This window comes from Pseudomonas guariconensis (assembly GCF_900102675.1).
Classification (GTDB): Bacteria; Pseudomonadota; Gammaproteobacteria; order Pseudomonadales; family Pseudomonadaceae; genus Aquipseudomonas; species Aquipseudomonas guariconensis.
In genome coordinates this window covers 409,183-432,187 of the sequence record NZ_FMYX01000003.1, presented here as the reverse complement: position 1 = coordinate 432,187, position 23,005 = coordinate 409,183, and the positions used below count along the sequence as shown (strand labels likewise).

Here is a 23,005-nt window from a genome sequence, read left to right as displayed (position 1 = left end):
GATCCATGCGTGCCATTCGTTGCCTGACCTTGATGCTGACGCTGTTCGCGCCGGCCGCCTTCGCCGAAGGCCTTTATCAGGTGGAAATGATCCTGGTGCGGCAGAACGCCGTACCTGCGGTAACCAGCCCGTTCGCCCCCGAAGATTGGAGCGCCGGCGCCCCCCGCCTGGACAAGGGCGCCGAGCGCCCACTGGCGCTGGAGGACGAAGTCACCCGCTTGCAAGCCACCGCCGACTACACCGTGCTGATGCACAAGGCCTGGCAGCAGGAAGTGGGCAGCGAACCGAGCCGTATCGCCCTGAGTGCAGGCCAGGAGCAGTTCGGCCATTTCCCCATCGAGGGCAACCTGAGCATCGCCGATGGCCGCTTCATCGCCGTGCAGGCCAACTTCTGGGTGAACCAGCTCGATGGCAATGGTGCCGTGGTGCGCAGCGAGCAGTTCAAGCAGAGCAACAGCAACATGAAAGGCAACCAGCTGACCTTCCTCGACGGCGGGCACCTTGCCGTACTGCTGAAGGTGACACCCGCTGGCATGCGCAAGATGCCGGTGATGGATCCGGAGATGATGGAGCAGTGAGGTGAGCGAGAGCGATGTGCGGCGCCTGCTTCAGCGCGATGAAAGCTGGAAGGCGGACTTCGACGACGGAGCGCTCGCCCGTGGACAGAACTACGCGGCGCAGGGCCGAACAAAAACGCTTTCGATCCATGACAGAACGATAGAGGCTGCCTGCCTGGGCTCGGCAGGCCAGCGCTACACTCAGAAGATCCTTCTCGAGCCGAACGCTGGCAGGCTGCGGGTACTGGGCCGCTGCAGCTGTCCTGTGGGCGTCAACTGCAAACATTGCGCTGCGACACTTTTCCATTTGCACGCGTCCCTCGATGACCATGACGCCAGCGACGGGCTGTCCCTTCCCCCGGAGCTGAGCCAGTGGGTCAAGGCACTGGAAACGCCCGAGTCTGCGCCGGCCAATCCAAGCCCTTCACGCAAAGGGCCAGCCATCTACTACCAGATCAGCCTGAACCAGGCGCAATGTCGGCTGGAGGCGGTGAAAGGCACACGCCAGAACGACGGCACACTGAAGCTGAGCAGGATCACCTCGCTGCCGGAAATGATCTACTACACGCCACGCTATGTAACCGAAGCCGATGCGCGGCTGCTGCGCCTGATCAGCGCCCAGAACAGCAACGTCGTCTCGCCGGTAACCCGCCTGGAGGGGAAAAAGGGTTCCGAACTCCTCGAGTACGCATTGGCAAGCGGTCACCTGCTGTTCGACCAGCAGCAGGAGCCGCTGACTCCTGGCCCGGACCAGGCCGCCGAGTTTCGCTGGGTCCGACTGGAGGACGGCGCGTACCGGGGCGTCTGGCATCACGACAGCGACACACCGCTGCAGGTCCTGCCGCTCGACCCGCTGTATTACGTCAATCCGCAGACCCGCCAAACCGGCAGGCTGCAACATAACCTGGACCCATTCATCGCCAGCCAGCTGGCGCGCGCGCCCATCGTACCCGAACACCTGGTTGTCCCTTTGAGTCACCGCCTGAATGCCTTGAACCGCCAAGTCCCCACCCCTACCGCCGTGCGTAGCGAAGAGCACGATGACATCCAGCCACGTCCGCACCTGACCTTGGGCAGCCTGGAATTCAGTGCCTACATGCCCAAGACCGGGCGTATGCAGCGTCAGATGCAGCATCGCGCTGCGCTGGCGTTCAGTTATGACGGCCTGCTTGCCAGCGGCACCGATGAAAAGCCCCTGAGCCGCCTGGTAGGCGAAACCAGCCAGCGCATCCGTCGCCAGCCCAAGACCGAGCAAGCCTTTCGCCAAACCCTGCGCGAACTGGGCTTCAAGCCTGCCACCCGACAGAGCAAAGCTCTGCCGGACAGCGCAGGCGAGATGCTCCAGCTACCCGACGATGAGGCTTGGCTGCGCTTTGCCCGCGAAGGGCTGCCCAAACTGCGTCAGGCCGGCTGGGAGATCGACATTCCTCGGGATTTCGCCTTCGATCTACAGGAGGTGGACGACTGGTACGCCACCGTCCAAGAAGCGCCGGGCCATGAATGGTTCGATCTCGAGCTGGGTATCGTGGTCGATGGGCAACGCCACAGCCTGCTGCCGATCGTGCTGCAGCTGTTGCGCAGCAGTCCTGAACTGCTGCGCGCCGGCGAACTGGCCCGACGTAGCGACGATGAACACCTGCTCATCGACCTCAACCGCGGCCGCCAGGACAGCCCTGCCCTGCGTGTCGCCCTGCCCTATGGCCGGATCAAAGCGGTGATGGGCACCCTCGGCGAGCTCTACCTGCATGAAGATGCTGTCGGCCCATCCCTGCGCCTGGAGCGTGCCGATGCGGCGCGACTGAACGATATCGAGCACCTGCCCCTGCACTGGGAAGGCGGCGAGCATGTGCGTGAGCTGGGCCGACGACTGCGCGATGCGCGTGATTTGCAGATCGAGCCGCCCAAGGAGCTCAAGGCCGAGCTGCGCCCCTACCAGCAGCAAGGCCTGAACTGGCTGCAGGCCCTGCGCGAAATGGGCACCGGCGGCATCCTGGGCGATGACATGGGCCTGGGCAAGACCCTGCAGACCCTTGCCCACCTGCTGCTTGAGAAACAAAGCGCACGCCTGGAGCAACCGGCCCTGGTGGTGATGCCCACGAGCCTTGTGCCCAACTGGCTCGATGAAGCCCAACGCTTCGCTCCCGCACTTCGCGTCCTGGCACTGCATGGCCCGGGCCGCAGCAAGCACTTCACCGCGCTGCACGACTACGATGTGATCCTGACCACCTACGCCCTGCTCCCGCGGGATCTGGAGCACCTGCGTTCAGTGCACTGGAGCCTGCTGATTCTCGACGAGGCGCAGAACATCAAGAGCAGTACCAGCAAGGCAGCCCAAGCGGTCTGCGATCTGAAGGCAGGCCAGCGCCTGTGCCTGACCGGCACCCCGATGGAGAACAACCTGGGCGAGCTATGGTCGCTGTTCCACTTCCTGATGCCTGGCTGGCTGGGCGATCTGAAGCGCTTCAACCAGGACTACCGCACACCGATCGAACGCCACGGCGATACCGAACGCATGGCGCATCTGGCCAGTCGCATCCGACCATTCCTGCTGCGCCGGACCAAGGAACAGGTGGCCACCGAGCTGCCGGCCAAAACCGAGATGATCCACTGGGTCGAGCTCAGCGATGCCCAGCGCGACACCTACGAAGCCGTGCGCGTGGCCATGGACAAGAAAGTCCGTGACGAGATAGCCCGCAATGGGGCGGCGCGCAGTCAGATCGTCATCCTCGATGCCTTGCTCAAGCTGCGCCAGGTGTGCTGTGACCTTCGCCTGGTCAAGGGCGTGGAGGCCAAGGGCAACCAGGCCGACAAGGGCAAGCTCGGCAGTTTGATGGACATGCTCGAGGAGTTGCTCAGCGAGGGGCGCCGGGTGCTGCTGTTTTCGCAATTCACCTCGATGCTGGCGTTGATCGAGACCGAACTTGCCAAGCGCAATGTCCGCTATAGCCTACTGACCGGTGACACCCGTGACCGACGCACCCCTGTGCAGCAGTTTCAGACCGGCGAAAGCGAGGTATTCCTGATCAGCCTCAAGGCCGGCGGCACGGGCCTGAACCTGACGGCTGCCGACACGGTGATCCACTACGACCCGTGGTGGAATCCAGCCAGCGAGAGCCAGGCCACCGACCGCGCCTATCGCATAGGCCAGGACAAGCCGGTGTTTGTGTTCAAGCTGATAACCCGAGGCACGGTAGAAGAAAAGATCCAGCAGCTTCAACAGGAGAAGGCAGCCCTGGCAGCCGGCCTGCTCGATGGCGGATCGGCTGGCCAATGGCGCTTGGGCGATGAGGAGATCGAGGCACTGTTTGCGCCACTGCCTGGCAAGCGCAGTCGCTGATCTGTGGAGGACGCTTTCGTCGCTCCACCAGATCGCGCCGAATCAAGGCACCCCAAATCAATCGACCAACTGCGCTTCCTTCAAAGCACCCAGCGCCTCCAGCCAACGCGGCTGCTGGCGGCAATCGGTGCGGGCGAAGCCACGTCCGCGCATCCTCGCGATCCGCGGCGATGGCTCGACCTTCAGCCGCTGGGCCGCGCTCAATGCCAGCTCCGCCGCTGCCCGGTCATTGCACACCAACCCCATGTCGCAACCAGCACTCAGGGCCGCCTCGATCCGGCTGGCAGCATCACCCACCACATGGGCACCGGCCATGGACAAGTCGTCACTGAAAATCACCCCCTCGAACCCCATCTCACCGCGCAGGATGTCCTGCAGCCAGCGACGCGAGAACCCGGCCGGCTGGTTATCGATTTGCGGGTAGATCACATGCGCAGGCATCACAGCCGCCAATTGGCCTCTTAGCTGAATGAAAGGCAGCAGGTCCGCCTGGCGTAACTGCTCAAGGCTGCGCTCATCCGTAGGTATGGCCACGTGAGAGTCGGCTTCCGCCCAGCCATGCCCCGGGAAGTGCTTGCCACAAGCAGCCATGCCAGCGGCATTCATACCGCGGATGAACGCCCCCGCCAGTTGGGTGGCGCGCGCCGGGTCGCCCTCGAAGGCACGGCTGCCGACTACAGCGCTGCGCTGATGATCCAGGTCAAGCACCGGGGCGAAGCTCAGGTCAAGGCCTACAGCCTGCACTTCGGTCGCCATCAGCCAACCACACTGCTCGGCCAGGTATTCGGCGTTGGCATTGTCGGCGATCGCACGCATGGCCGGCAGACGTACGAACCCCTGGCGTAGGCGTTGGACCCGCCCACCCTCCTGGTCGACAGCCAGGATGAGGTCGGGGCGCACAGCGCGGATGGAGGCGCACAGCTCACGCACCTGGCGAGGGCTATCGATGTTGCGGGCAAAAATGATCAGGCCGGCCACTTCGGGCTGGCGCAGGAGATGACGGTCTTCGGCGGTCAGCCATTTACCGGCGATATCCACCATCAGGGAGCCTTGCAGGCGGGCAGTCATATTGGATTCCTTCATGGGAGGGGCAGCACGCCCCAGTGCGGGCAGGCAGACTCATCGATCCGCACCGCGCAGTGGTCCGGTACCCGATCGAACAACGCGATCAAGTCGCTGTTCCTGAGACGTATGCAACCATGGGACAACGGGATGCCCATAGGTTCAGTGTCCGGCGTACCGTGCAGGTAGATGTAGCGGCGAAAGGTGTCGACCTTGCCAAGCCGATTGACCCCAGGTTCACAACCACTGAGCCAGAGAATGCGGCTCAGGATCCAGTCGCGCCCGGGAAACTGCTCATGCAGCTTCAGGGACCAGACCTCGCCCGTCCAGCGCCGGCTGCGCAGTACAGCGCCCTGCGGCAGGCCGGCACCGATCTTGGCGCGGACCTGGTGAAGGCCTCGCGGCGTACAGCCGGAGCCATTGAGCTCCCCGGCACCGTTTCGCGCCGTGGATACCTCCAGGCGCACACGCAGCGCCCCACGGGTGAATCCGTAGAGGCGCTGGTCGGCAAGAGAGATATGTAGGTAGTCGAGGTCAGGCATGGGCGCTAGCTTAGCCCAAGCGCCTCTTAGCGCACAGTGTCAGGCCTTGACAGGCGCTGGCGCGACGCTGGTTTTGCTGCGTGGACGCAATTGTGCGGTGGCCATGGCCGGATCGGTGACCCCACTGTCGGCACGCATGCCAGCGGCGAGAAACGGCACCATCAGGCGCATCACTTGCTCGATCGAGGTATTGATGCCGAAGTCGGTTTCGGCGATGGCACGCAGCGCCTTGATGCCCGACATGCTGAAAGCGGCAGCCCCAAGCATGAAGTGCACGCGCCAGAACAGCTCCAGCGGCGGGATACGTGGCGCGGCTTCGTTGACCAGCAGCATGTAGCGGCGGAACACCTTGCCGTACATGTCTTCGAGGTATCGACGTAGGTGACCTTGGCTCTGGCTGAAGGCAAGGCCAAGCAGGCGCATGAAGATCGACAGATCGTTGTTGCTGCGAGGCTGCACGGCCAGCGCTTGCTCGACCAGCATCTCGAGCAACTCCTCCAGGCTCGGTTTGGGCTCGGGGCGCGCCTGACGACGATCCAGCTCACGTTCGAGACTGGAGCAGAACGGGCCGAGAAAACGCGAGAATACCGCCTGGATCAGGGCTTTCTTGGAGCCGAAATGGTAGTTGACCGCCGCCAGGTTGACCCCGGCCTTGCTGGTGATCAGCCGCAACGAGGTTTCCGCGAACCCCCTCTCCGCAAACAGCTGCTCTGCAGCATCGAGAATGCGTTCAACGGTTTCCGATTGGGCCATGACTACTCCGCCTGACAAACAGTTGTTTGAAACATACGTTTCAAGCTTTCATCTGTCAAGACACGTGACCCGCCAGTCGCCATTTAACCACAGCATTGAAACATTCGCTGCAAGCCACGGTTGGCGCAGGCTTCGCCCTATATGCACGACACAGTGACGTGTTTTCCCGGCCCACAGTGCTTGCAGCTGGCCAGCCACTGTATATAATCCCAGTCACTGTATAAAAAGACAGAGCGCTTGCCATGCTTAAACTGACGCCACGCCAAGCTGAAATCCTGGCCTTCATCAAACGCTGCCTGGAAGACAACGGCTTTCCGCCGACCCGCGCGGAAATCGCTCAGGAGCTTGGGTTCAAATCGCCCAATGCCGCCGAAGAGCATCTCAAGGCGCTCGCTCGCAAAGGAGCGATCGAAATGACCCCGGGCGCCTCCCGCGGCATTCGCATTCCAGGGCTTGAGACCAAGGCAGAAGAGAACAGCCTGCCTATCATCGGCCGGGTCGCTGCCGGCGCACCGATCCTCGCCGAGCAACACATCGAAGAATCCTGCAACATCAACCCAGCCTTCTTCCATCCTCGCGCCGACTATCTGCTGCGTGTCCACGGCATGAGCATGAAGGACATCGGCATCTTCGACGGCGATCTGTTGGCGGTCCACACCTGCCGGGAGGCCCGCAACGGCCAGGTCGTGGTCGCCCGCATCGGTGACGAAGTGACCGTCAAGCGTTTCAAGCGCGAAGGCAGCAAGGTCTGGTTGATCGCCGAGAATCCCGAATTCGCCCCCATCGAAGTCGACCTGAAAGAACAGGAGCTGGTGATCGAGGGCTTGAGTGTCGGCGTCATTCGCCGCTGATCCAGGAGGCGTCATGCAGCAGTTCATCCAAACACCCCAGCAAGCCCAGTTGCCGCTGTTCGAAGCCTTCCTGGCCCAGCCGGCGCTGCCAGGTCTCAAGCCTAGAGACTCTGCCGGTGAGCAGCCGCGCAAGGGCACCCAGCCGGAGTTGTTCAGCGAACTGTCTTTGCGCGGCGCTCCAGGTCATTGCCAGGGCCTGCTGGCCCCGATCCTGCGCGAGCTGAGCGAAGAGGACGAAACCCGTTGGCTGACGCTCATCGCGCCCCCTGCCAGCCTGACCCAGGCCTGGTTGCGTGATGCCGGCCTGAACCGCGAACGTATTCTGCTGTTGCAACCAGGCGCAAACCAGAGCGCCTTGCAACTGGCATGTGAAGCGCTACGCCTGGGCCACAGTCACACCGTCGTCAGTTGGCTTGGCAACGTCAATGCCAATGCACGCCAGCAATTGATCCGCGCCGCCAACACCGGAAACGCACAAAGCCTGAACATCCGCCTCGGCTGATGTTCAGGCTTTGCCTGTCTCAATCCAATCCCTGAATCGGAGCGCGGTGCTCAGTGCAAAACGCGCGGTCCTTCGTCACGCTCGAAATCGCCCTCTACCAGGCGACCTGCCATCTGCACACCCACGCTCAACATGGCCTTGGCCACTTCAACATGCTGGCCCTGCAGGAAGGCCTTGGCGTCCTCGGAGAAATCCAGGGTCACCAGGGAACCCTCGTCCTCGGCGCGGCGCAGTTCGATCCGGCCATCAGGCAACTCGACAATTTCTAGAAAGGACGTTGACATATAGGGCCTGCTTTTCACGAAAGGCGATTATTGTACCAGCCGCCAGCGCTATCAGCACTCACTCAACGCGTCACGAAAGCGCCGAACCACGTCCTTGAGGTTGGCCCGCCAACTTTCCAGCTCTTGCCGGGAAAGCGCTGGTTGCTCGGGCTCGTCCAAATTGACGGCCTGGATCAGCGGCTGGGTGACATTGAATTTAGGGGCTTTTTTGGCGACCGGCGGTCGGAACAAATCGGCATAAGCACTCAGCATCTGGGCAAGCCAGGTTTCTGGCTGACGCACCAGTTCAAGCAACTCGGCCACCTCAGGAATGGCGATGCTGTTCAGCGCCTCGTCGTTGAGCAATAGCTCGACCCGCGACGCCCCAGCCTGAGGCAAGCGGTAGAAACCTGCAATTTCATGGCACAGCCCTAGTAAAGCGCCATACAAGTGGAACAGCGCGGACTCGCGCTCGGCCTGTATCAGGCCTTGGGCATTCATCGCCTGGCTACCTTCAGCCTTGGCCATGGACTCCAGGGCAAGCCCGGCGAAGAAGAGTTTCTGATTGGTGCGGGTGTAGAGTTCCTGGGCCATCTTCAGTGGCCTCCCTGAGGCTGCAAGGCGATATCCCAGTGTCAGGGATTGCCCTGCCCCGCCGCAAGCTCAATGTCAAAAAGAAAGGGGCCGATTCGCGGCCCCCTTTCAGCACTTTGGATCAGCGCTTGTCTTCGATTTTCCAGCTGTTGCCGTCAAAGAATGCCTTCCAGCCGGTCGGCTTTCCGTCGACCTCGGACTGCACGTACTGCTCTTTGGTCTTGCGGCTATAGCGAATCACCGCCGGACGCCCGTCGGGATCTTTCTGCGGGGCATCGCACAAGAAGTGATACTTCGGATCGATCTCGTGCTTGTGCGGGATGATCTCCAGCACCAGTGGCGCGCGTGTTTCGCGGTTCTTCGGGAACTGGCTGGCAGCCAGGAACAGCCCCGAGGCGCCGTCGCGCAGCACATAAGTGTCATCGACCTTCTCGCACTTGAGCTCGGGCATGTCCACCTTGTCCATCTTCGGTGGCGCTGCCTCACCGCTCTTGAGCAGCTTGCGGGTGTTCTTGCACGCAGGATTGGTGCAACCGAAGAACTTGCCGAAACGGCCAGTCTTGAGCTGCATCTCGCTACCGCACTTGTCACATTCCAGGCTAGGCCCTTCATAGCCTTTGATGCGATAGCTGCCCTGCTCGATCTCGTAACCGGCACAGTCCGGGTTGTTGCCACAGATGTGCAGCTTGTGCTTTTCATCCAGCAGGTAGGCATCCATCGCCGTGGAACAGATCGGGCAACGGTGCTTGCCACGCAGGACCAAGGACTCGGACTCACCCTCATCGTCGGCAGCGATTTCATCGCCCGGTACGAGGTTCACGGTGGCCTTGCAGCGCTCCTTGGGTGGCAGACTGTAACCCGAGCATCCCAGGAACACGCCAGTGGAGGCGGTACGGATCATCATGGGTCGACCACATTCCTTGCAGGGAATGTTGGTCAGGGTCGGCTGGTTGGCACGCATACCGTTCTCGGCGGATTCGGCAGCCAGCAGCTTCTTGCTGAAATCGCCATAGAACTCGTCCAGAACGTTCTTCCAGTCGCGTTCGCCCTGGGCGACGTCATCGAGGTTCTCTTCCATGCCGGCGGTGAAACCGTAGTCCATGAGATTGGAGAAGCTTTCCGACAGACGCTCAGTGACGATGTCGCCCATCTTCTCGGAGTAGAAGCGGCGATTGTGCAAAGTCACATAGCCGCGGTCCTGGATGGTAGAAATGATCGCCGCGTAAGTCGATGGTCGACCGATCCCACGCTTTTCCATTTCCTTGACCAGGCTGGCTTCGGTGTAGCGCGCCGGCGGCTTGGTGAAGTGCTGGCTCGGGTCGAGCTGGATGAGCTTGAGCGACTCGCCCTGGGCCATTTCCGGCAACACGTCATCTTCGCCCGGCTTGCTCTGCTGAGGCAGTACACGGGTATAACCGTCGAACTTGAGGATGCGGCCCTTGGCACGCAATTCAAAGTCACCGGCATTGACCGTGACGCTGGTGGACAGGTATTGCGCAGGAGGCATCTGGCACGCCAGGAACTGGCGCCAGATCAATTCGTACAGGCGCTCGGCGTCACGCTCCATGCCACTGAGCTTGGTCGGATGAGTGTTGACATCAGAAGGGCGAATCGCTTCGTGCGCTTCCTGGGCACCCTCCTTGCTGCCATACACCACTGGCTTTTCCGGCAGGTACTGCTTGCCGAACTCGCGCTCAATGTAGCTGCGCGCCATATCCAGCGCATCGACCGACAGGTTGGTCGAGTCGGTACGCATGTAGGTGATGTAGCCCGCCTCGTAGAGACGCTGGGCCATCATCATGGTTTTCTTCACACCAAAGCCCAGGCGGTTGCTCGCGGCCTGTTGCAGCGTCGAGGTAATGAACGGCGCCGACGGCTTGCTGCTAGTCGGGCGGTCTTCGCGTTTGGCAACGCTGTAGCTGGAAGCCTTGAGTTTCTCAAGCGCCGCCATGGCCTGGGCTTCGTTCAACGGCTTGAAGGCTTCGCCCTTCTCACGTGCCACTTCGAAGCGCACCTTGGCGTTCTTGGCGGTCCCCAGGTCAGCATGCACTTCCCAGTATTCTTCAGGATTGAAGGCCCGAATTTCCCGCTCACGTTCCACTACCAGCTTCACGGCCACCGACTGCACCCGACCGGCGGACAAGCCACGGGCGATCTTGGCCCACAGCAACGGCGAGACCATGTAACCGACCACGCGATCGAGGAAGCGCCGGGCCTGCTGGGCGTTGACCCGATCGATGTCCAGCTCGCCTGGCTGGGAGAAGGCTTCCTGAATGGCCTTCTTGGTGATCTCGTTGAACACCACGCGCTTGTAGCGGCTGTCATCACCACCGATAGCCTCGCGCAGGTGCCAGGCGATGGCTTCCCCTTCGCGGTCCAAGTCGGTTGCGAGATAAATGGTGTCGGCATCCTTGGCCAGGCGACGCAGTTCGTCGATGACCTTTTCCTTGCCGGGCAAGATTTCGTACTTGGCTTTCCAGCCGGCTTCCGGGTCGACCCCCATGCGGGCGACCAGCTGGCGGCGCGCCTTCTCCTTCGGCGACAGCGCGGGGGCCTCGGACGCGGTTTTACCGCGCTTGGCCGCCGGCTCCTTGGTGGCGCTGGCCGAACCGCTGGTGGGGAGGTCTCGGATATGGCCGATACTCGACTTCACCACGTACTGGCTGCCCAGGTACTTGTTGATGGTCTTGGCCTTGGCCGGGGATTCCACAATGACCAGCGATTTGCCCATGGATCGGAGTATTCCTGAATCTGAAGATGAAAAACGCGTCAGGTGCCAGACGCGGCACCGCTATATATAGTGGCAACAGGGTGAGGTCAAGCGCTCAGGTTCAGCCTTGCGCTACACCAGGCTGCTCGAACCGTCCCTCTTCGGCCTTGACCAAAGCAAAGCGTGGCACCTGCTCGCCGTCAACCTCGACAGACTCCAGGAACATCGACAACGGCCTTACCCAAAGCCCGAATTCGCCATACAACGCCTGGTAGAACACGACCCATTCTTCGGTCTCGGAGTGCCGCGCAACGCCGAACACACGGTACTCAGGCCCTTTGTAATGCCGGTACACACCGGGTTGTATCTGCATGTCACCCACCTCTTGAAACAAATCCTGTAAAAAACAAAAACCGGGGCACAAGGCCCCGGTTGCTGTCATCGACGCGATCAGACGCGTTCGAAGACAGTGGTGATGCCTTGACCCAGGCCGACACACATGGTGGCGACGCCGAGGGTACCGCCTTTTTGCTTCATGACGTTGAGCAGGGTGCCGGAAATCCGCGCTCCCGAGCAACCGAACGGGTGACCCAACGCAATCGCGCCGCCGTGCAGGTTAACCTTCTCATCCATCTTGTCGAGCACTTTCAGGTCCTTGAGTACCGGCAGGGCCTGCGCGGCGAACGCTTCGTTGAGCTCGATGAAGTCGATGTCGGCCATGGTCAGGCCGGCACGCTTGAGGGCTTTCTGGGTCGACGGCACCGGACCGTAGCCCATGATTGCCGGGTCGACGCCGGCCACCGCCATGGCGCGAATGACCGCCAGAGGCTGGATCCCCAGGTCCATGGCACGCTGGCCGGACATGACGATCATGCACGAAGCGCCGTCAGTGATTTGCGACGAAGTACCAGCGGTGACGGTACCCCCTTTCGGGTTGAACGCCGGCTTGAGCGACGCCAGGCCTTCAAGGGTGGTTTCCGGGCGAATGGTCTCGTCGTAGTCGAAGACCTTCAGGAAACCGTTCTCGTCATAGCCCTGCATCGGGATGATCTCGTCCTTGAAGTTGCCTTCGACCGTCGCCTGGTGGGCCAGCTGGTGCGAACGCAGGCCGAACAGGTCCTGCTGCTCGCGGGTGATGCCATGCATCTTGCCGAGCATCTCCGCCGTCAGGCCCATCATGCCCGACGCCTTGGCGGCATGCAGGGACAGGTGCGGGTTGGGATCCACGCCATGCATCATGCTGACGTGACCCATGTGCTCGACACCACCGACGACAAACACATCACCGTTGCCAGTCATGATCGCCTGGGCGGCGGTGTGCAGCGCGCTCATCGACGAGCCGCACAGGCGGCTCACGGTCTGGGCCGCAGAAGTGTGCGGGATCTGGGTCATCAGCGACGCCATGCGGGCGATGTTCCAGCCCTGCTCCAGGGTCTGGTTGACGCAGCCCCAGATCACGTCCTCGACTTCTTTCGGATCGACCTTGTCATTGCGCTCCAGCAGCTTGCTGATCAGGTGCGCGGACATATCCTCGGCACGGGTGTTACGGTGCATGCCACCTTTGGAACGACCCATCGGCGTGCGACCGAAGTCGACAATCACCACGTCTCTTGGATTCAGGCTCATATCAATACTCTCGCTCTAACTCGTTGGGCGCTCAGTTGAAGAAGCGCTGACCGTTCTTGGCCATTTCGCGCAGCTTCGCGGTCGGGTGGTACAGCGGCCCCAGATCGGCATATTGGTCGGCCAGGGCGACGAACTCAGCGACCCCGATCGAATCGATGTAGCGCAGCGCACCACCACGGAAGGGAGGGAAGCCAATGCCGTACACCAGGCCCATGTCGGCTTCGGCGGCGGTCTCGACGATGCCATCTTCCAGGCAGCGGACGGTTTCCAGGCACAGAGGGATCATCATCCAGTTGATGATGTCCTCGTCGGTCACTTCACGCTGCTCGAAGACGATCGGCTTGAGCACATCCAGCACCGAGGCATCGGCGACTTTCTTCGGTTTGCCGCGCTTGTCGGTTTCGTAGGCGTAGAAGCCCTTGCCGTTCTTCTGGCCCAGGCGATTGGCCTCGTACAGGGCATCGACGGCGGAGCGGCGATCGTCTTTCATGCGGTCCGGGAAGCCTTCGGCCATGACGTCGCGACCATGGTGGCCGGTGTCGATACCGACGACGTCCATCAGGTAGGCCGGGCCCATCGGCCAGCCGAACTTTTCCATCACCTTGTCGATGCGCACGAAGTCGACACCGGCGCTGACCAGCTTGGCGAAACCGCCGAAATACGGGAACAGCACACGGTTGACCAAGAAGCCCGGGCAGTCATTGACCACGATCGGGTTCTTGCCCATCTTCTTGGCGTAGGCGACGGTGGTAGCGACCGCGACTTCACTGGACTTCTCGCCACGGATGACTTCCACCAGCGGCATCATGTGCACCGGGTTGAAGAAGTGCATGCCCACGAAGTTCTCGGGACGCTTGAGGGCTTTGGCCAACAGGTTGATGGAGATGGTCGAGGTGTTGGAGGCGAGAATCGCGTCCTCCTTGACCTGCCCTTCCACTTCCGCCAACACCGCTTGCTTGACTTTCGGGTTCTCTACCACCGCTTCGACGACGATATCGACGTTGCCGAAATCACCGTAAGACAGGGTCGGACGAATGGCATTGAGCGCCTCAGCCATCTTCGCCGGGGTCAAGCGCCCCTTCTCGACACGCTTGCCGAGCAGCTTGGAGGCCTCGTTCAGGCCCAGCTGGATGGCCTCCTCACGGATGTCCTTCATCAGGATCGGCGTGCCCTTGACGGCGGACTGGTAGGCGATGCCGCCACCCATGATGCCGGCGCCGAGCACGGCAGCCTGCTTCACGTCACGGGCGATCTCGTCATGGGCCTTGGCCTTGCGTTTGAGCTCCTGATCGTTCAGGAACAGGCCGATCAGGCTTTCGGCGACCGAAGTGCGGGCCAGCTTGGCGAAACCTGCGGCCTCGACCTCCAACGCTTTGTCACGACCGAAATTGGCGGCTTTCTGAATAGTCTTGATGGCTTCGACCGGTGCAGGGTAGTTCGGGCCGGCTTGACCTGCGACGAAGCCCTTGGCGGTCTCGAAGGCCATCATCTGTTCGATGGCATTGAGCTTGAGCTTTTCAAGCTTTGGCTGGCGCTTGGCCTTGTAATCCAGCTCACCGCTGATGGCACGCTTGATCAGGTCCAGAGCAGCGGACTGCAGCAGTTCAGGGGCAACCACGGCGTCGACGGCGCCGACCTTGAGCGCGTCCTCGGCACGGTTTTCCTTGCCGGAGGCGATCCACTCGATCGCGTTGTCCGAACCGATCAGGCGCGGCAGGCGCACGGTGCCACCGAAGCCTGGGTAGATGCCCAGCTTGACTTCGGGCAGACCGATCTTCGCGCTCGAGGACATGACGCGGTAATCGGCCGCCAGGCACATTTCCAGGCCGCCACCCAAGGCGATGCCGTTGATGGCAGCGACGGTCGGCACGGCGAGGTCTTCAAAGTCGTTGAAGATGCGATTGGCTTCCAGGTTGCCGGCGACCAGCTCGGCCTCGGGCAGCTTGAAGTTGTCGACGAACTCGGTGATGTCGGCGCCGACGATGAACACGTCCTTGCCGCTGCTGACGATCACGCCCTTGATGGCGGCGTCGGCCTTGATGGCGTCCACGGCCTGGCGTAGCTCTTCCAGGGTCAGGCGGTTGAACTTGTTGACGGACTCACCCTTGAGGTCGAACTTCAGTTCGACGATGCCGCTTTCAAGAGCCTTAACCGTGATGGCTTTACCTTCGTAAATCATCAACTGATCTCCACGATATGGAAGCTGAACTGTACACGCCGATCGCTGGTGCGAAGGCCGATCAAGCCTTCTTTCCAGGCACACCCGTCAGCGCGATAGTCGGGATTCTGTAAGAGCGATCTGACATACAAACGCTCAATTCATACGCCCGTTTGATTTGGGTATGCACACATTCACCGAAAAGATCGGCGTTGTCAAATGCTCGAAAGCACCCTTAAAACGCGACTTTCCGGTCATTTTGCACCGCACAGGTACCAAACATGATGACGGTGATTGCGGCACATTCATCGGGAACATAGACACCCCATACACCCAGAAATGCACTGGTAAATGAGGAAAATGGGGCACAAGGCAGAGGCGTTACGCTGTTGGGGCCGCGAAAAGCGGCCCAGGGAGGGTAGAGATCAAGCGAGGGTTTCGAGCACGCGGGCAATATCCTGCAAAACAGTCTTGTCGCCCCGCTCGCTCCAGTACAGGGCCAGCATGCGACTGTCGGCTTCGACTTTGTAGACCGTTGCCGGCAGGCGCGCAAAGGCTTCATTCAGGCGCGGGTCTGCGCAGGGCTCGCGCCACTGGTTCCACCAAACCCCCGGCGTGACCTGCCAATAACACCAGGTATCGTCGCTCCCCTTGCGCCGGGCTCGATGGTATTGCGGACAGGGGCTGGGAGGCTCTTTTTCCAGCCAATGAGGCCACTGCTGAGGCGCCAGCTGCATGGCCAACCCCATACGCCGGCCTTCCAGACGTAGATTCATCTGCTCGCTCTGTTTTCGCGAAGGGCGCAACCAGGCCATAGGGCTCAGAATCAGCGCAAGGATTGACACCACCAGCCATACCGTCATATCTGTAGATTCCATAAAGCGTTGCAAATGAGCTGGTTAGCCAGGTTTCTCGGCACTCGGCCCGAAAGCGACCATACTTCTACTATCGCAAATGTCAGGAGTACCACCATGTCCTACGAACATCTTCTGGTTGCTGTCGACCTGACCGAAGAATGCGACCCGGTGATCAAGCGCGCCATGAAGCTCGCCGAACCTACTGGAGCCAAGGTCTCGCTGGTGCACATCGTCGAACCCATGGCCATGGCCTTCGGTGGCGACGTGCCGATGGACTTGTCGCAATTGCAGCAGCAACAGTTCGATCAGGCCAAGGAGCGCATGGATCGCCTGTTCAACAAGTATCCGACCATCAACCGTGGCGACTCGCACCTGACCTACGGTCAGCCACGTCAAGAAATCCATCAACTGGCCAAGGACCAGAACTGCGACCTTATCGTAGTTGGCAGCCATGGCCGCCACGGTCTTGCCTTGCTGCTTGGCTCCACCGCAAACGATGTGCTGCATGGCGCGCCTTGTGACGTCCTGGCCGTACGCCTGCAGAAAAAAGAAGGCTAAACGCCCCCAGGGGCATCCAACAGCCACTCGCAGGTTTCACCAGCTTGGTCCTGGGCTGGCGAAGCCTGCGGCAGGGCGCCAGGCGCCCTGATGGCCTGAGACAGCCTTACCCTTCCAGTTCAGCCCAGCGCTCGACCAGCGTATCCAGCTCACTTTGCATCTGCTCAAGTTTGGCCAGCACCGCCGAGGTCTCACCGATCGGTCGTTGATAGAAGCCCGGGGCATTGACCTCTTCCTGCACCGTAGCCATGCGCTGCTCCAATTCATCGATCAGCCCTGGCAGCGCCTCCAGCTCACGCTGCAGCTTGTAGCTCAGCTTCTTCTTGGCCGGATCCGACGCAGCAGCCGCAAGGTTTGCAGCCGGTGCCGCCTGCTCCGCAGGCTTTTCCACTACGGCGCTGCCCAGCTCGGCCTTGCCGCCCTTGCTCTCGGCAACGCCGAGCAACTTCGGCGAGCCACCTTGACGGATCCAGTCCTCATAGCCACCGACATACTCACGCACCCGGCCTTCGCCTTCAAACACCAGGGTACTGGTCACCACGTTGTCGAGAAATGCCCGGTCATGGCTGACCATCAGCACGGTGCCCTTGAAGTTGGAGAGCACTTCCTCGAGCAGCTCGAGGGTCTCCACATCCAAGTCGTTGGTCGGCTCGTCCAGCACCAGCAGGTTGGCCGGCTTGCTGAACAGTTTGGCCAGCAACAGCCGCGCCCGCTCGCCCCCGGACAACGCCTTGACCGGCGTACGGGCACGTTGTGGACTGAACAGGAAATCGCCCAGGTAGCTGAGCACGTGCCGGCTCTGGCCGTCGATCTCGATGAAGTCCCGCCCTTGCGCGAGGTTGTCGATTACCGTCTTCTCCAGGTCCAGTTGATGGCGCAACTGGTCAAAGTAGGCGACCTCAAGCTTGGTGCCGCGCTCGACTTTGCCCGAAGTGGGCTCCAAGTCGCCCAGCATCAGCTTGAGCAAGGTCGTCTTGCCAGTACCGTTGGCGCCCAGCAGGCCAATACGGTCCTCGCGCTGCAGGACCATGGAGAAGTTCTTGACCAGCATCGGGCCATCGGCGTGCGCGAAGCTGACATTTTCGAGCGTCATGACCTGCTTGCCGGACTTGTCCGCAACCTCGATCTGGATGTTCGCCTTACCCTGGCGCTCGCGACGTTCGCCGCGCTCGACACGCAATGCCTTCAGGGCGCGCACACGACCCTCGTTACGGGTACGCCGGGCCTTGATGCCCTGGCGAATCCAAACCTCTTCCTGAGCCAGACGCTTGTCGAACAGCGCATTGGCAGTTTCCTCGGCGGCCAGCATGGCCTCCTTGTGTACCAGGAAGCTGGCGTAATCGCCGTTCCAGTCGATCAGACCGCCGCGATCCAGTTCCAGGATGCGGGTAGCCAGGTTTTGCAGGAAGGAACGGTCGTGAGTGATGAACAGCACGGCCCCGTTGAACCCGCTGAGGGCCTCCTCGAGCCAGGCGATGGCACCGATGTCCAGATGGTTGGTCGGCTCGTCGAGCAGCAGCAGGTCCGGTTCGGACACCAGCGCCTGGGCTAGCAGCACACGCCGACGCCAACCACCGGACAGCTCGGCGAGGGTCTTGTCAGCGGGCAGCTGCAGACGGCTCAGGGTGCTTTCCACCACTTGCTGCAGTCGCCATCCATCGCGCGCTTCGAGTTCATGCTGGACGTGCATCAGTTTCTCGAGGTCGGCATCGCCCTGAATGTTCTGGCTCAAGTGGTGATACTCGGCCAGCAGCGCGCCGACGCCGTCCAGGCCTTCGGCCACCACATCGAACACTGTGCGCTCGTCAGCAACCGGCAATTCCTGCGGCAATTCGCCGATCTTCAGGCCCGGAGCACGCCAAATTTCGCCGTCGTCAGGCTTCTGCTCGCCCTTGACCAGGCGCAGCATGCTCGACTTGCCAGTGCCGTTGCGGCCGATGATGCACACCCGCTCGCCACGCGCGATCTGCCAGGACACCTTGTCCAGCAGCGGCATGGCGCCGAACGCAAGGGACACATCGCTGAATTTGAGCAGGGTCATAATCTTCTCCAAAAACCGGGCGCGCATTCTACCTGACTTGCCCCTTGCGGGCATTAGCCAGACTGCACCCCGCAGACGTTGCGACATCCGGTCGAAGATAATGATTGGATACAAGCACAGTGCTTTCACCCGCTGCCGGCAAACGGCTAAGCTAAGGCAATAGATCCCAACAGTGCTGGCTTCGCCGTCACTTTTCCTTGGTTCACTTGCCCGGACGTCTCATGCGCAGCCGCCTGTTCCAACTCGTTTCCTGCCTGCTGCTCACCGCCACCACCGCGAGCGCGGCACAGGCCATCGATATCACTCAGCAGCGTCAATATTACGATGAGGCCAAGCGCGCCCTGGCCAAGGGCGACAAGGGGCCTTACCTGCGCTACGCCAATGCGCTTCGTGATTATCCGCTGACACCTTACCTGGCCTATGACGAGCTCACCGCCCGCCTCAAGAGCGCCAGTAACGAAGAAATCGAAGGCTTCCTCGCCCGGCATGGCGACCTGCCCCAGGCCAACTGGATGAAACTGCGCTGGCTACGCTGGCTGGCCGAACGCGGCGAATGGAACACCTTCGTCAAATACTACGACCCCAAGCTCAACTTCACAGAACTGGATTGCCTGAACGGCCAGTACCAGCTCACCCACGGCCTGCGCGCCGAAGGTTTTGCCAGCGCCGAAAAACTGTGGAACGTCGGCAAGTCGCAACCTGCCGCCTGCGACACCCTGTTCGGCCTGTGGGCGGCCGAAGGCCAGCTGACCGAGGCCAAACGCTGGCAACGGGCCAAGCTCGCGGCCCAGGCGCGCAACTACAGCCTGGCCAATAACCTGGTCAAGACCCTGACCACCCTCGCCCCCCAGGGCCGACTGCTGATCGATGTGGCGCAAAAGCCGGAGCTGCTCAACCAGCCGTCGCGTTTTACGCCCGTCAACGAAGCCATGTCCGATGTGGTCAGCCTGGGCCTGCGTCGCCTGGCGCGTCAGGACCCAGAGCGGGCCATGTCACTGCTCGACGACTACGCCCAGCGCATGCACTTCTCGCGCGACGAGAAGGTCGCCATCGCCCGCGAAATCGGCCTGACCCTGGCACGCCGTTACGACCCGCGCGCCCTGGACCTGATGACCCGATACGACCCCGAGCTGCGTGACAATACCGTCAGTGAGTGGCGCCTGCGCCTGCTGTTGCGCCTGGGTCGCTGGGAAGACGCCTACGAGTTGACCAAGCGTTTGCCTCAGGACTTGGCCAGCAGCAACCGGTGGCGTTATTGGCAGGCCCGTAGCCTGGAGCTGGCGCAGCCGAACAACCCCCAAATCCCACTGTTGTACAAGACAGTGGCCCGCGAGCGTGATTTCTATGGATTCCTCGCCGCCGATCGGGCACAGACGCCCTACCAGCTCAACAACAAGCCGTTGATGCTGAGCCAGCAGGTGATCAACAAGGTACGCAACACCCCCGGAGTGCGTCGCGCCTTGGAGTTCCATGCTCGCGGCCAGATCGTCGAAGGTCGTCGTGAGTGGTACCACGTCAGCCGCCACTTCAACCGCGACGAGATGGTCGCCCAGGCCCGCCTGGCCTACGACCTGCGCTGGTACTTCCCAGCGATCCGTACGATCAGTCAGGCCCAGTACTGGGATGATCTGGACATCCGCTTCCCCATGGCTCACCGCGACACGCTGGTGCGCGAAGCCAAGGTGCGCGGATTGCATTCGAGCTGGGTATTCGCCATCACCCGCCAGGAAAGCGCCTTCATGGAAGACGCCCGCTCCAGTGTGGGAGCCAGTGGTCTGATGCAGCTGATGCCGGCCACGGCCAAGGAGACAGCGCGCAAATTCAACATTCCGCTGGCCTCGCCTTCGCAGGTACTCAATCCGGACAAGAACATCCAGCTTGGTGCGGCTTACCTGAGCCAGGTGCATGGGCAGTTCAATGGCAATCGGGTCTTGGCCTCGGCGGCGTACAACGCAGGTCCCGGGCGGGTGCGGCAGTGGCTCAAAGGGGCCAAGCATCTGAGCTTCGATGTGTGGGTGGAGTCGATCCCATTCGACGAAACACGCCAGTATGTGCAGAACGTGTTGTCTTATTCGGTGATCTACGGGCAGAAGCTGAACTCACCGCAGCCGTTGGTGGATTGGCACGAACGGTATTTCGACGATATGTGAGGGCTTGGGCTTTCGGATAGTGTGAATATCCATTCTGGGTGGGGCGCCACCGACGCTTTTCGCCTTTACGGCGACCTACTTTTGCTCTTGGGCAAAAGTAGGCAAAAACCGTTGGCTCCCACATCCGGCCCCTGCGCTACGCTCCGGAGTCCCCTCGCTGCGGTGACTTGCGGGGCGTACGCGGGGGCACAGCGGCTTTGGTTACGTTGGCCAAGACCAAAGTGACCCGTCGTGAGGGCGCAAAGGTGACTAACCGTCAATAAATCAAACGGATACACCCACGCCCCTCAAACCATCACCAACGAACAAACAAGCCAGCCACAACGTATTATTCGATCACCTCGACCGCCATCCCGACCCGCAACGCCCCAGGTCCATCGGCCGCCACGTTCTGCCCAAACAACACGTCCCCTTCTTTCTGCCGGAACGTCTTCAGTGTCGTCAAAGGCTCACGATCCGCGCTGCGCTCCCCCGTGGCAGGGTCAAGCGTGGTCAAGATGCATCGCACGCTAGGTTTGAGCAGCCGAAAGGTCAACTCGCCAATGCGAATCCGCTTCCAGCCGTCCTCGGCAAAAGGCGCAGCCCCTTCCACCACCAGGTTCGGGCGAAACCGCAACATCTCCATGGGGCGTCCGATCCGCCGGTTCAGCTCGTCAAGCGACCCTTGCCCGATCAGCAGCAACGGAAACCCGTCCGGGAACGCCGCCCGGTCGCTGTTCAGGCCATAGCCATTAGGTAGATAACGCGCCCGCTGCTCTGGGCAATACACCAGGCGAACCGACTTGCCGAGCAGTTCGCTCAACCAGGCTGCGGCGGCATCGCCGGCGTCCGGTACTCGCAGTGTGTCACGCCAAATGGTAACACCACGCAGGTCGTCATCGACTCCGGGTACGGGAACGGCCAAAGGCGCCTGCCCTGGGGCCTGGAGCAAGAGTTGCCCATGCTCGTCGTAGCTGGCATTGATTTGTCCCAGGCCTGGCCAGGCGCGTTGGGTGAGGAAGCGTCCATTGTCCTGCTCCACCACCATCCAGCGCCGGTCACCCCGCAACCCCAGAAGGTCAACCGGCGAGTCCACCAGGCTCTGGGCCTGCCCCGATTTCACCGGGTATCGATACAACGCACTCAAAAACATCCCTGCCCGCCTCGAGCCAGCCGAAAATACCAAGCTTATACCCGGCCACGGCAGGCCACTAGGCTGTGGCGTGATCCAGCATCAGGCGCTGTCGCACCACATCCACCAGGCGGTCAGGCTGGAATTTGGAAAGGAAGTTGTCACAGCCAACCTTCTTCACCATTGATTCGTTGAAACTGCCCGACAGCGACGTATGCAGCACCACGTGAAGCCCACGCAGGCGCGCGTCGCCACGGATCTCGGTGGTCAGGCGGTAACCGTCCATCTCGGGCATTTCCGCGTCGGTGAACACCATCAGCAGTTTCTCGCAGACATCTTCTCCGGCATCCGCCCAGCCTTTGAGCATGCGCAATGCCTTCAGGCCATCGCTTGCCACGTGCAGCTTCATGCCGAGCTGAGACAGAGTCTCGCGCAGTTGAACCAAGGCCACGCTGGAGTCATCCACCAACAACACTTCACGACCGCGGGCGCGCGCCAGGACCGGGTCATCGAGCTTGTCCCGCGAGACGCGTGTGTTGTAGGGCACGATCTCGGCCAGGACCTTTTCCACATCGATCACCTCCACCAACTGCTCATCGACCTTGGTGATCGCTGTCAGGTAGTGCTGGCGACCGGCGCTGGACGGCGGCGGCATGATGGCTTCCCAGTTCATGTTGACGATGCGGTCGACGCCGCCCACCAGAAAGGCCTGCACCGAGCGGTTGTATTCGGTGACGATGATGGTGCTGTCCGGGCCGGGCTGTAGGGGCCGCATACCGATCGCCTGAGAGAGGTCGATCACCGGCAGTGTCTGGCCACGCAGATTGACCACACCACACACGAAGGCGTGGCGCTGCGGCATCAAGGTCAGCTTCGGCAGTTGCAGCACTTCCTGAACCTTGAACACGTTGATGGCGAACAACTGGCGCCCCGCCAGTCGGAACATCAGGATTTCCAGGCGGTTCTCACCTACCAGTTGTGTACGTTGATCGACCGTATCGAGAATACCAGCCATTGGAAAACCCCCAGGCTTGAGTCAGGAATGTGAATTCATCTGTCTTGTATCGGCGCAACTGCGCGCAGCTTGACCCCTCAGGGAAATTGTATTGCCGACATTTGATATCACTTTAACATCATGCTTTACTGCCTGCGCGGACATATCCGTTGCCGACTCATCATTTATCCGACCGCCATCAGGGAATCCCCTAGTAGCAATCGGGTGCGACCTGATGTTCCCCGTATCCAATAGCCATTAATGTGACGCCATTCTCAATGCATGAATGGAGTCAGGCTTTGCTAGCGACGGTCTCGGTGTTGCCAAGCGCAGATCCTC

General features: G+C 61.3%; 19 protein-coding genes. 6 read left to right on the top strand and 13 right to left on the bottom strand.

Annotated elements, in window-relative coordinates:
• Positions 1 to 5 precede the first annotated feature (5 nt).
• Together BLS27_RS07345 and BLS27_RS07340 are read left to right on the top strand one after the other, a co-directional pair.
• A complete protein-coding gene (locus tag BLS27_RS07345) occupies positions 6 to 578 on the top strand; it encodes a peptidoglycan binding protein CsiV (protein ID WP_090343881.1) in 573 nt (190 codons plus the stop codon).
• A 1-nt stretch (position 579) separates the two neighbouring features.
• Positions 580 to 3,894: a DEAD/DEAH box helicase gene (locus BLS27_RS07340; protein WP_080642168.1), complete on the top strand. Its 3,315-nt coding sequence runs from the start codon at positions 580 to 582 to the stop codon at positions 3,892 to 3,894.
• Positions 3,895 to 3,951: 57 nt separating this feature from the next.
• On the opposite strand, the gene nagZ is transcribed toward BLS27_RS07340, so the two are convergent.
• Genes nagZ through BLS27_RS07325 form a run of 3 tightly spaced genes read right to left on the bottom strand, consistent with a single transcriptional unit; the run spans position 3,952 to position 6,251 of the window.
• Positions 3,952 to 4,950: a beta-N-acetylhexosaminidase gene (gene nagZ / locus BLS27_RS07335; RefSeq protein WP_182943292.1), complete on the bottom strand. Its 999-nt coding sequence runs from the start codon at positions 4,948 to 4,950 to the stop codon at positions 3,952 to 3,954.
• 23 nt (positions 4,951 to 4,973) lie between these two features.
• Positions 4,974 to 5,498 (bottom strand): L,D-transpeptidase, encoded by a 525-nt coding sequence (locus tag BLS27_RS07330; protein ID WP_090343877.1) that lies wholly within the window; start codon positions 5,496 to 5,498, stop codon positions 4,974 to 4,976.
• A gap of 39 nt (positions 5,499 to 5,537) precedes the next feature.
• Complete coding sequence (locus tag BLS27_RS07325; protein WP_090343875.1) at positions 5,538 to 6,251, bottom strand: TetR/AcrR family transcriptional regulator; 714 nt, start codon at positions 6,249 to 6,251, stop codon at positions 5,538 to 5,540.
• A 242-nt stretch (positions 6,252 to 6,493) separates the two neighbouring features.
• On the opposite strand from BLS27_RS07325, the gene lexA reads away from it, so the two are divergent.
• Together lexA and sulA are read left to right on the top strand one after the other, a co-directional pair.
• Positions 6,494 to 7,102 (top strand): transcriptional repressor LexA, encoded by a 609-nt coding sequence (gene lexA, locus BLS27_RS07320; RefSeq protein WP_043215752.1) that lies wholly within the window; start codon positions 6,494 to 6,496, stop codon positions 7,100 to 7,102.
• A gap of 13 nt (positions 7,103 to 7,115) precedes the next feature.
• Entirely contained in the window at positions 7,116 to 7,604 is a 489-nt protein-coding gene (gene sulA / locus BLS27_RS07315; protein ID WP_043215751.1) for an SOS-induced cell division inhibitor SulA, read from the top strand.
• 50 nt (positions 7,605 to 7,654) lie between these two features.
• Here the strand turns inward: sulA and BLS27_RS07310 are convergent, their stop codons facing one another.
• The 7 genes from BLS27_RS07310 to BLS27_RS07280 form a co-directional block, all read right to left on the bottom strand.
• Positions 7,655 to 7,888, bottom strand: coding sequence for a hypothetical protein (locus BLS27_RS07310; RefSeq protein ID WP_043215749.1), 234 nt, complete (start codon positions 7,886 to 7,888; stop codon positions 7,655 to 7,657).
• A 51-nt stretch (positions 7,889 to 7,939) separates the two neighbouring features.
• Positions 7,940 to 8,461, bottom strand: a complete 522-nt coding sequence (locus tag BLS27_RS07305; protein WP_090343873.1) for a DUF6586 family protein — start codon at positions 8,459 to 8,461, stop codon at positions 7,940 to 7,942.
• Positions 8,462 to 8,582: 121 nt separating this feature from the next.
• On the bottom strand, positions 8,583 to 11,192 hold the full coding sequence (topA, locus tag BLS27_RS07300; RefSeq protein ID WP_070571021.1) for a type I DNA topoisomerase: 2,610 nt from the start codon (positions 11,190 to 11,192) through the stop codon (positions 8,583 to 8,585).
• Between the two features lie 100 nt (positions 11,193 to 11,292).
• On the bottom strand, positions 11,293 to 11,544 hold the full coding sequence (locus BLS27_RS07295) for a DUF1653 domain-containing protein (protein WP_043206690.1): 252 nt from the start codon (positions 11,542 to 11,544) through the stop codon (positions 11,293 to 11,295).
• A 77-nt stretch (positions 11,545 to 11,621) separates the two neighbouring features.
• Complete coding sequence (gene fadA / locus BLS27_RS07290; protein WP_043206692.1) at positions 11,622 to 12,797, bottom strand: acetyl-CoA C-acyltransferase FadA; 1,176 nt, start codon at positions 12,795 to 12,797, stop codon at positions 11,622 to 11,624.
• 31 nt (positions 12,798 to 12,828) lie between these two features.
• Positions 12,829 to 14,976, bottom strand: coding sequence for a fatty acid oxidation complex subunit alpha FadB (gene fadB / locus BLS27_RS07285; RefSeq protein WP_043206693.1), 2,148 nt, complete (start codon positions 14,974 to 14,976; stop codon positions 12,829 to 12,831).
• A 404-nt stretch (positions 14,977 to 15,380) separates the two neighbouring features.
• Positions 15,381 to 15,818, bottom strand: a complete 438-nt coding sequence (locus BLS27_RS07280; RefSeq protein ID WP_043206694.1) for a hypothetical protein — start codon at positions 15,816 to 15,818, stop codon at positions 15,381 to 15,383.
• A 108-nt stretch (positions 15,819 to 15,926) separates the two neighbouring features.
• Between BLS27_RS07280 and BLS27_RS07275 the strand changes: the two genes are divergently transcribed.
• Entirely contained in the window at positions 15,927 to 16,370 is a 444-nt protein-coding gene (locus BLS27_RS07275) for a universal stress protein (RefSeq protein ID WP_043206695.1), read from the top strand.
• A gap of 106 nt (positions 16,371 to 16,476) precedes the next feature.
• On the opposite strand, the gene BLS27_RS07270 is transcribed toward BLS27_RS07275, so the two are convergent.
• Positions 16,477 to 18,411 carry an ATP-binding cassette domain-containing protein gene (locus BLS27_RS07270; RefSeq protein WP_043206696.1) on the bottom strand — a complete coding sequence of 645 codons (1,935 nt, stop codon included), beginning with the start codon at positions 18,409 to 18,411 and terminating at the stop codon, positions 16,477 to 16,479.
• A gap of 221 nt (positions 18,412 to 18,632) precedes the next feature.
• Between BLS27_RS07270 and BLS27_RS07265 the strand changes: the two genes are divergently transcribed.
• Positions 18,633 to 20,561: a transglycosylase SLT domain-containing protein gene (locus tag BLS27_RS07265; protein ID WP_090343871.1), complete on the top strand. Its 1,929-nt coding sequence runs from the start codon at positions 18,633 to 18,635 to the stop codon at positions 20,559 to 20,561.
• A gap of 328 nt (positions 20,562 to 20,889) precedes the next feature.
• On the opposite strand, the gene BLS27_RS07260 is transcribed toward BLS27_RS07265, so the two are convergent.
• Together BLS27_RS07260 and BLS27_RS07255 are read right to left on the bottom strand one after the other, a co-directional pair.
• Positions 20,890 to 21,693, bottom strand: a complete 804-nt coding sequence (locus BLS27_RS07260) for an MOSC domain-containing protein (RefSeq protein WP_090343869.1) — start codon at positions 21,691 to 21,693, stop codon at positions 20,890 to 20,892.
• A 58-nt stretch (positions 21,694 to 21,751) separates the two neighbouring features.
• Complete coding sequence (locus tag BLS27_RS07255; protein WP_043206699.1) at positions 21,752 to 22,687, bottom strand: chemotaxis protein; 936 nt, start codon at positions 22,685 to 22,687, stop codon at positions 21,752 to 21,754.
• Between the last annotated feature and the right edge of the window lie 318 nt (positions 22,688 to 23,005).

Bases quoted from the DNA above. Each gene is read 5' to 3' on its own strand.
- BLS27_RS07345 (WP_090343881.1), top strand. From the start codon at position 6: ATGCGTGCCATTCGTTGCCTGACCTTGATGCTGACGCTGTTCGCGCCG.
- BLS27_RS07330 (WP_090343877.1), bottom strand. From the start codon at position 5,498: ATGCCTGACCTCGACTACCTACATATCTCTCTTGCCGACCAGCGCCTC.
- BLS27_RS07325 (WP_090343875.1), bottom strand. From the start codon at position 6,251: ATGGCCCAATCGGAAACCGTTGAACGCATTCTCGATGCTGCAGAGCAG.
- lexA (WP_043215752.1), top strand. From the start codon at position 6,494: ATGCTTAAACTGACGCCACGCCAAGCTGAAATCCTGGCCTTCATCAAA.
- sulA (WP_043215751.1), top strand. From the start codon at position 7,116: ATGCAGCAGTTCATCCAAACACCCCAGCAAGCCCAGTTGCCGCTGTTC.
- BLS27_RS07310 (WP_043215749.1), bottom strand. From the start codon at position 7,888: ATGTCAACGTCCTTTCTAGAAATTGTCGAGTTGCCTGATGGCCGGATC.
- BLS27_RS07305 (WP_090343873.1), bottom strand. From the start codon at position 8,461: ATGGCCCAGGAACTCTACACCCGCACCAATCAGAAACTCTTCTTCGCC.
- topA (WP_070571021.1), bottom strand. From the start codon at position 11,192: ATGGGCAAATCGCTGGTCATTGTGGAATCCCCGGCCAAGGCCAAGACC.
- BLS27_RS07295 (WP_043206690.1), bottom strand. From the start codon at position 11,544: ATGCAGATACAACCCGGTGTGTACCGGCATTACAAAGGGCCTGAGTAC.
- fadA (WP_043206692.1), bottom strand. From the start codon at position 12,797: ATGAGCCTGAATCCAAGAGACGTGGTGATTGTCGACTTCGGTCGCACG.
- fadB (WP_043206693.1), bottom strand. From the start codon at position 14,976: ATGATTTACGAAGGTAAAGCCATCACGGTTAAGGCTCTTGAAAGCGGC.
- BLS27_RS07280 (WP_043206694.1), bottom strand. From the start codon at position 15,818: ATGACGGTATGGCTGGTGGTGTCAATCCTTGCGCTGATTCTGAGCCCT.
- BLS27_RS07275 (WP_043206695.1), top strand. From the start codon at position 15,927: ATGTCCTACGAACATCTTCTGGTTGCTGTCGACCTGACCGAAGAATGC.
- BLS27_RS07270 (WP_043206696.1), bottom strand. From the start codon at position 18,411: ATGACCCTGCTCAAATTCAGCGATGTGTCCCTTGCGTTCGGCGCCATG.
- BLS27_RS07265 (WP_090343871.1), top strand. From the start codon at position 18,633: ATGCGCAGCCGCCTGTTCCAACTCGTTTCCTGCCTGCTGCTCACCGCC.
- BLS27_RS07260 (WP_090343869.1), bottom strand. From the start codon at position 21,693: ATGTTTTTGAGTGCGTTGTATCGATACCCGGTGAAATCGGGGCAGGCC.
- BLS27_RS07255 (WP_043206699.1), bottom strand. From the start codon at position 22,687: ATGGCTGGTATTCTCGATACGGTCGATCAACGTACACAACTGGTAGGT.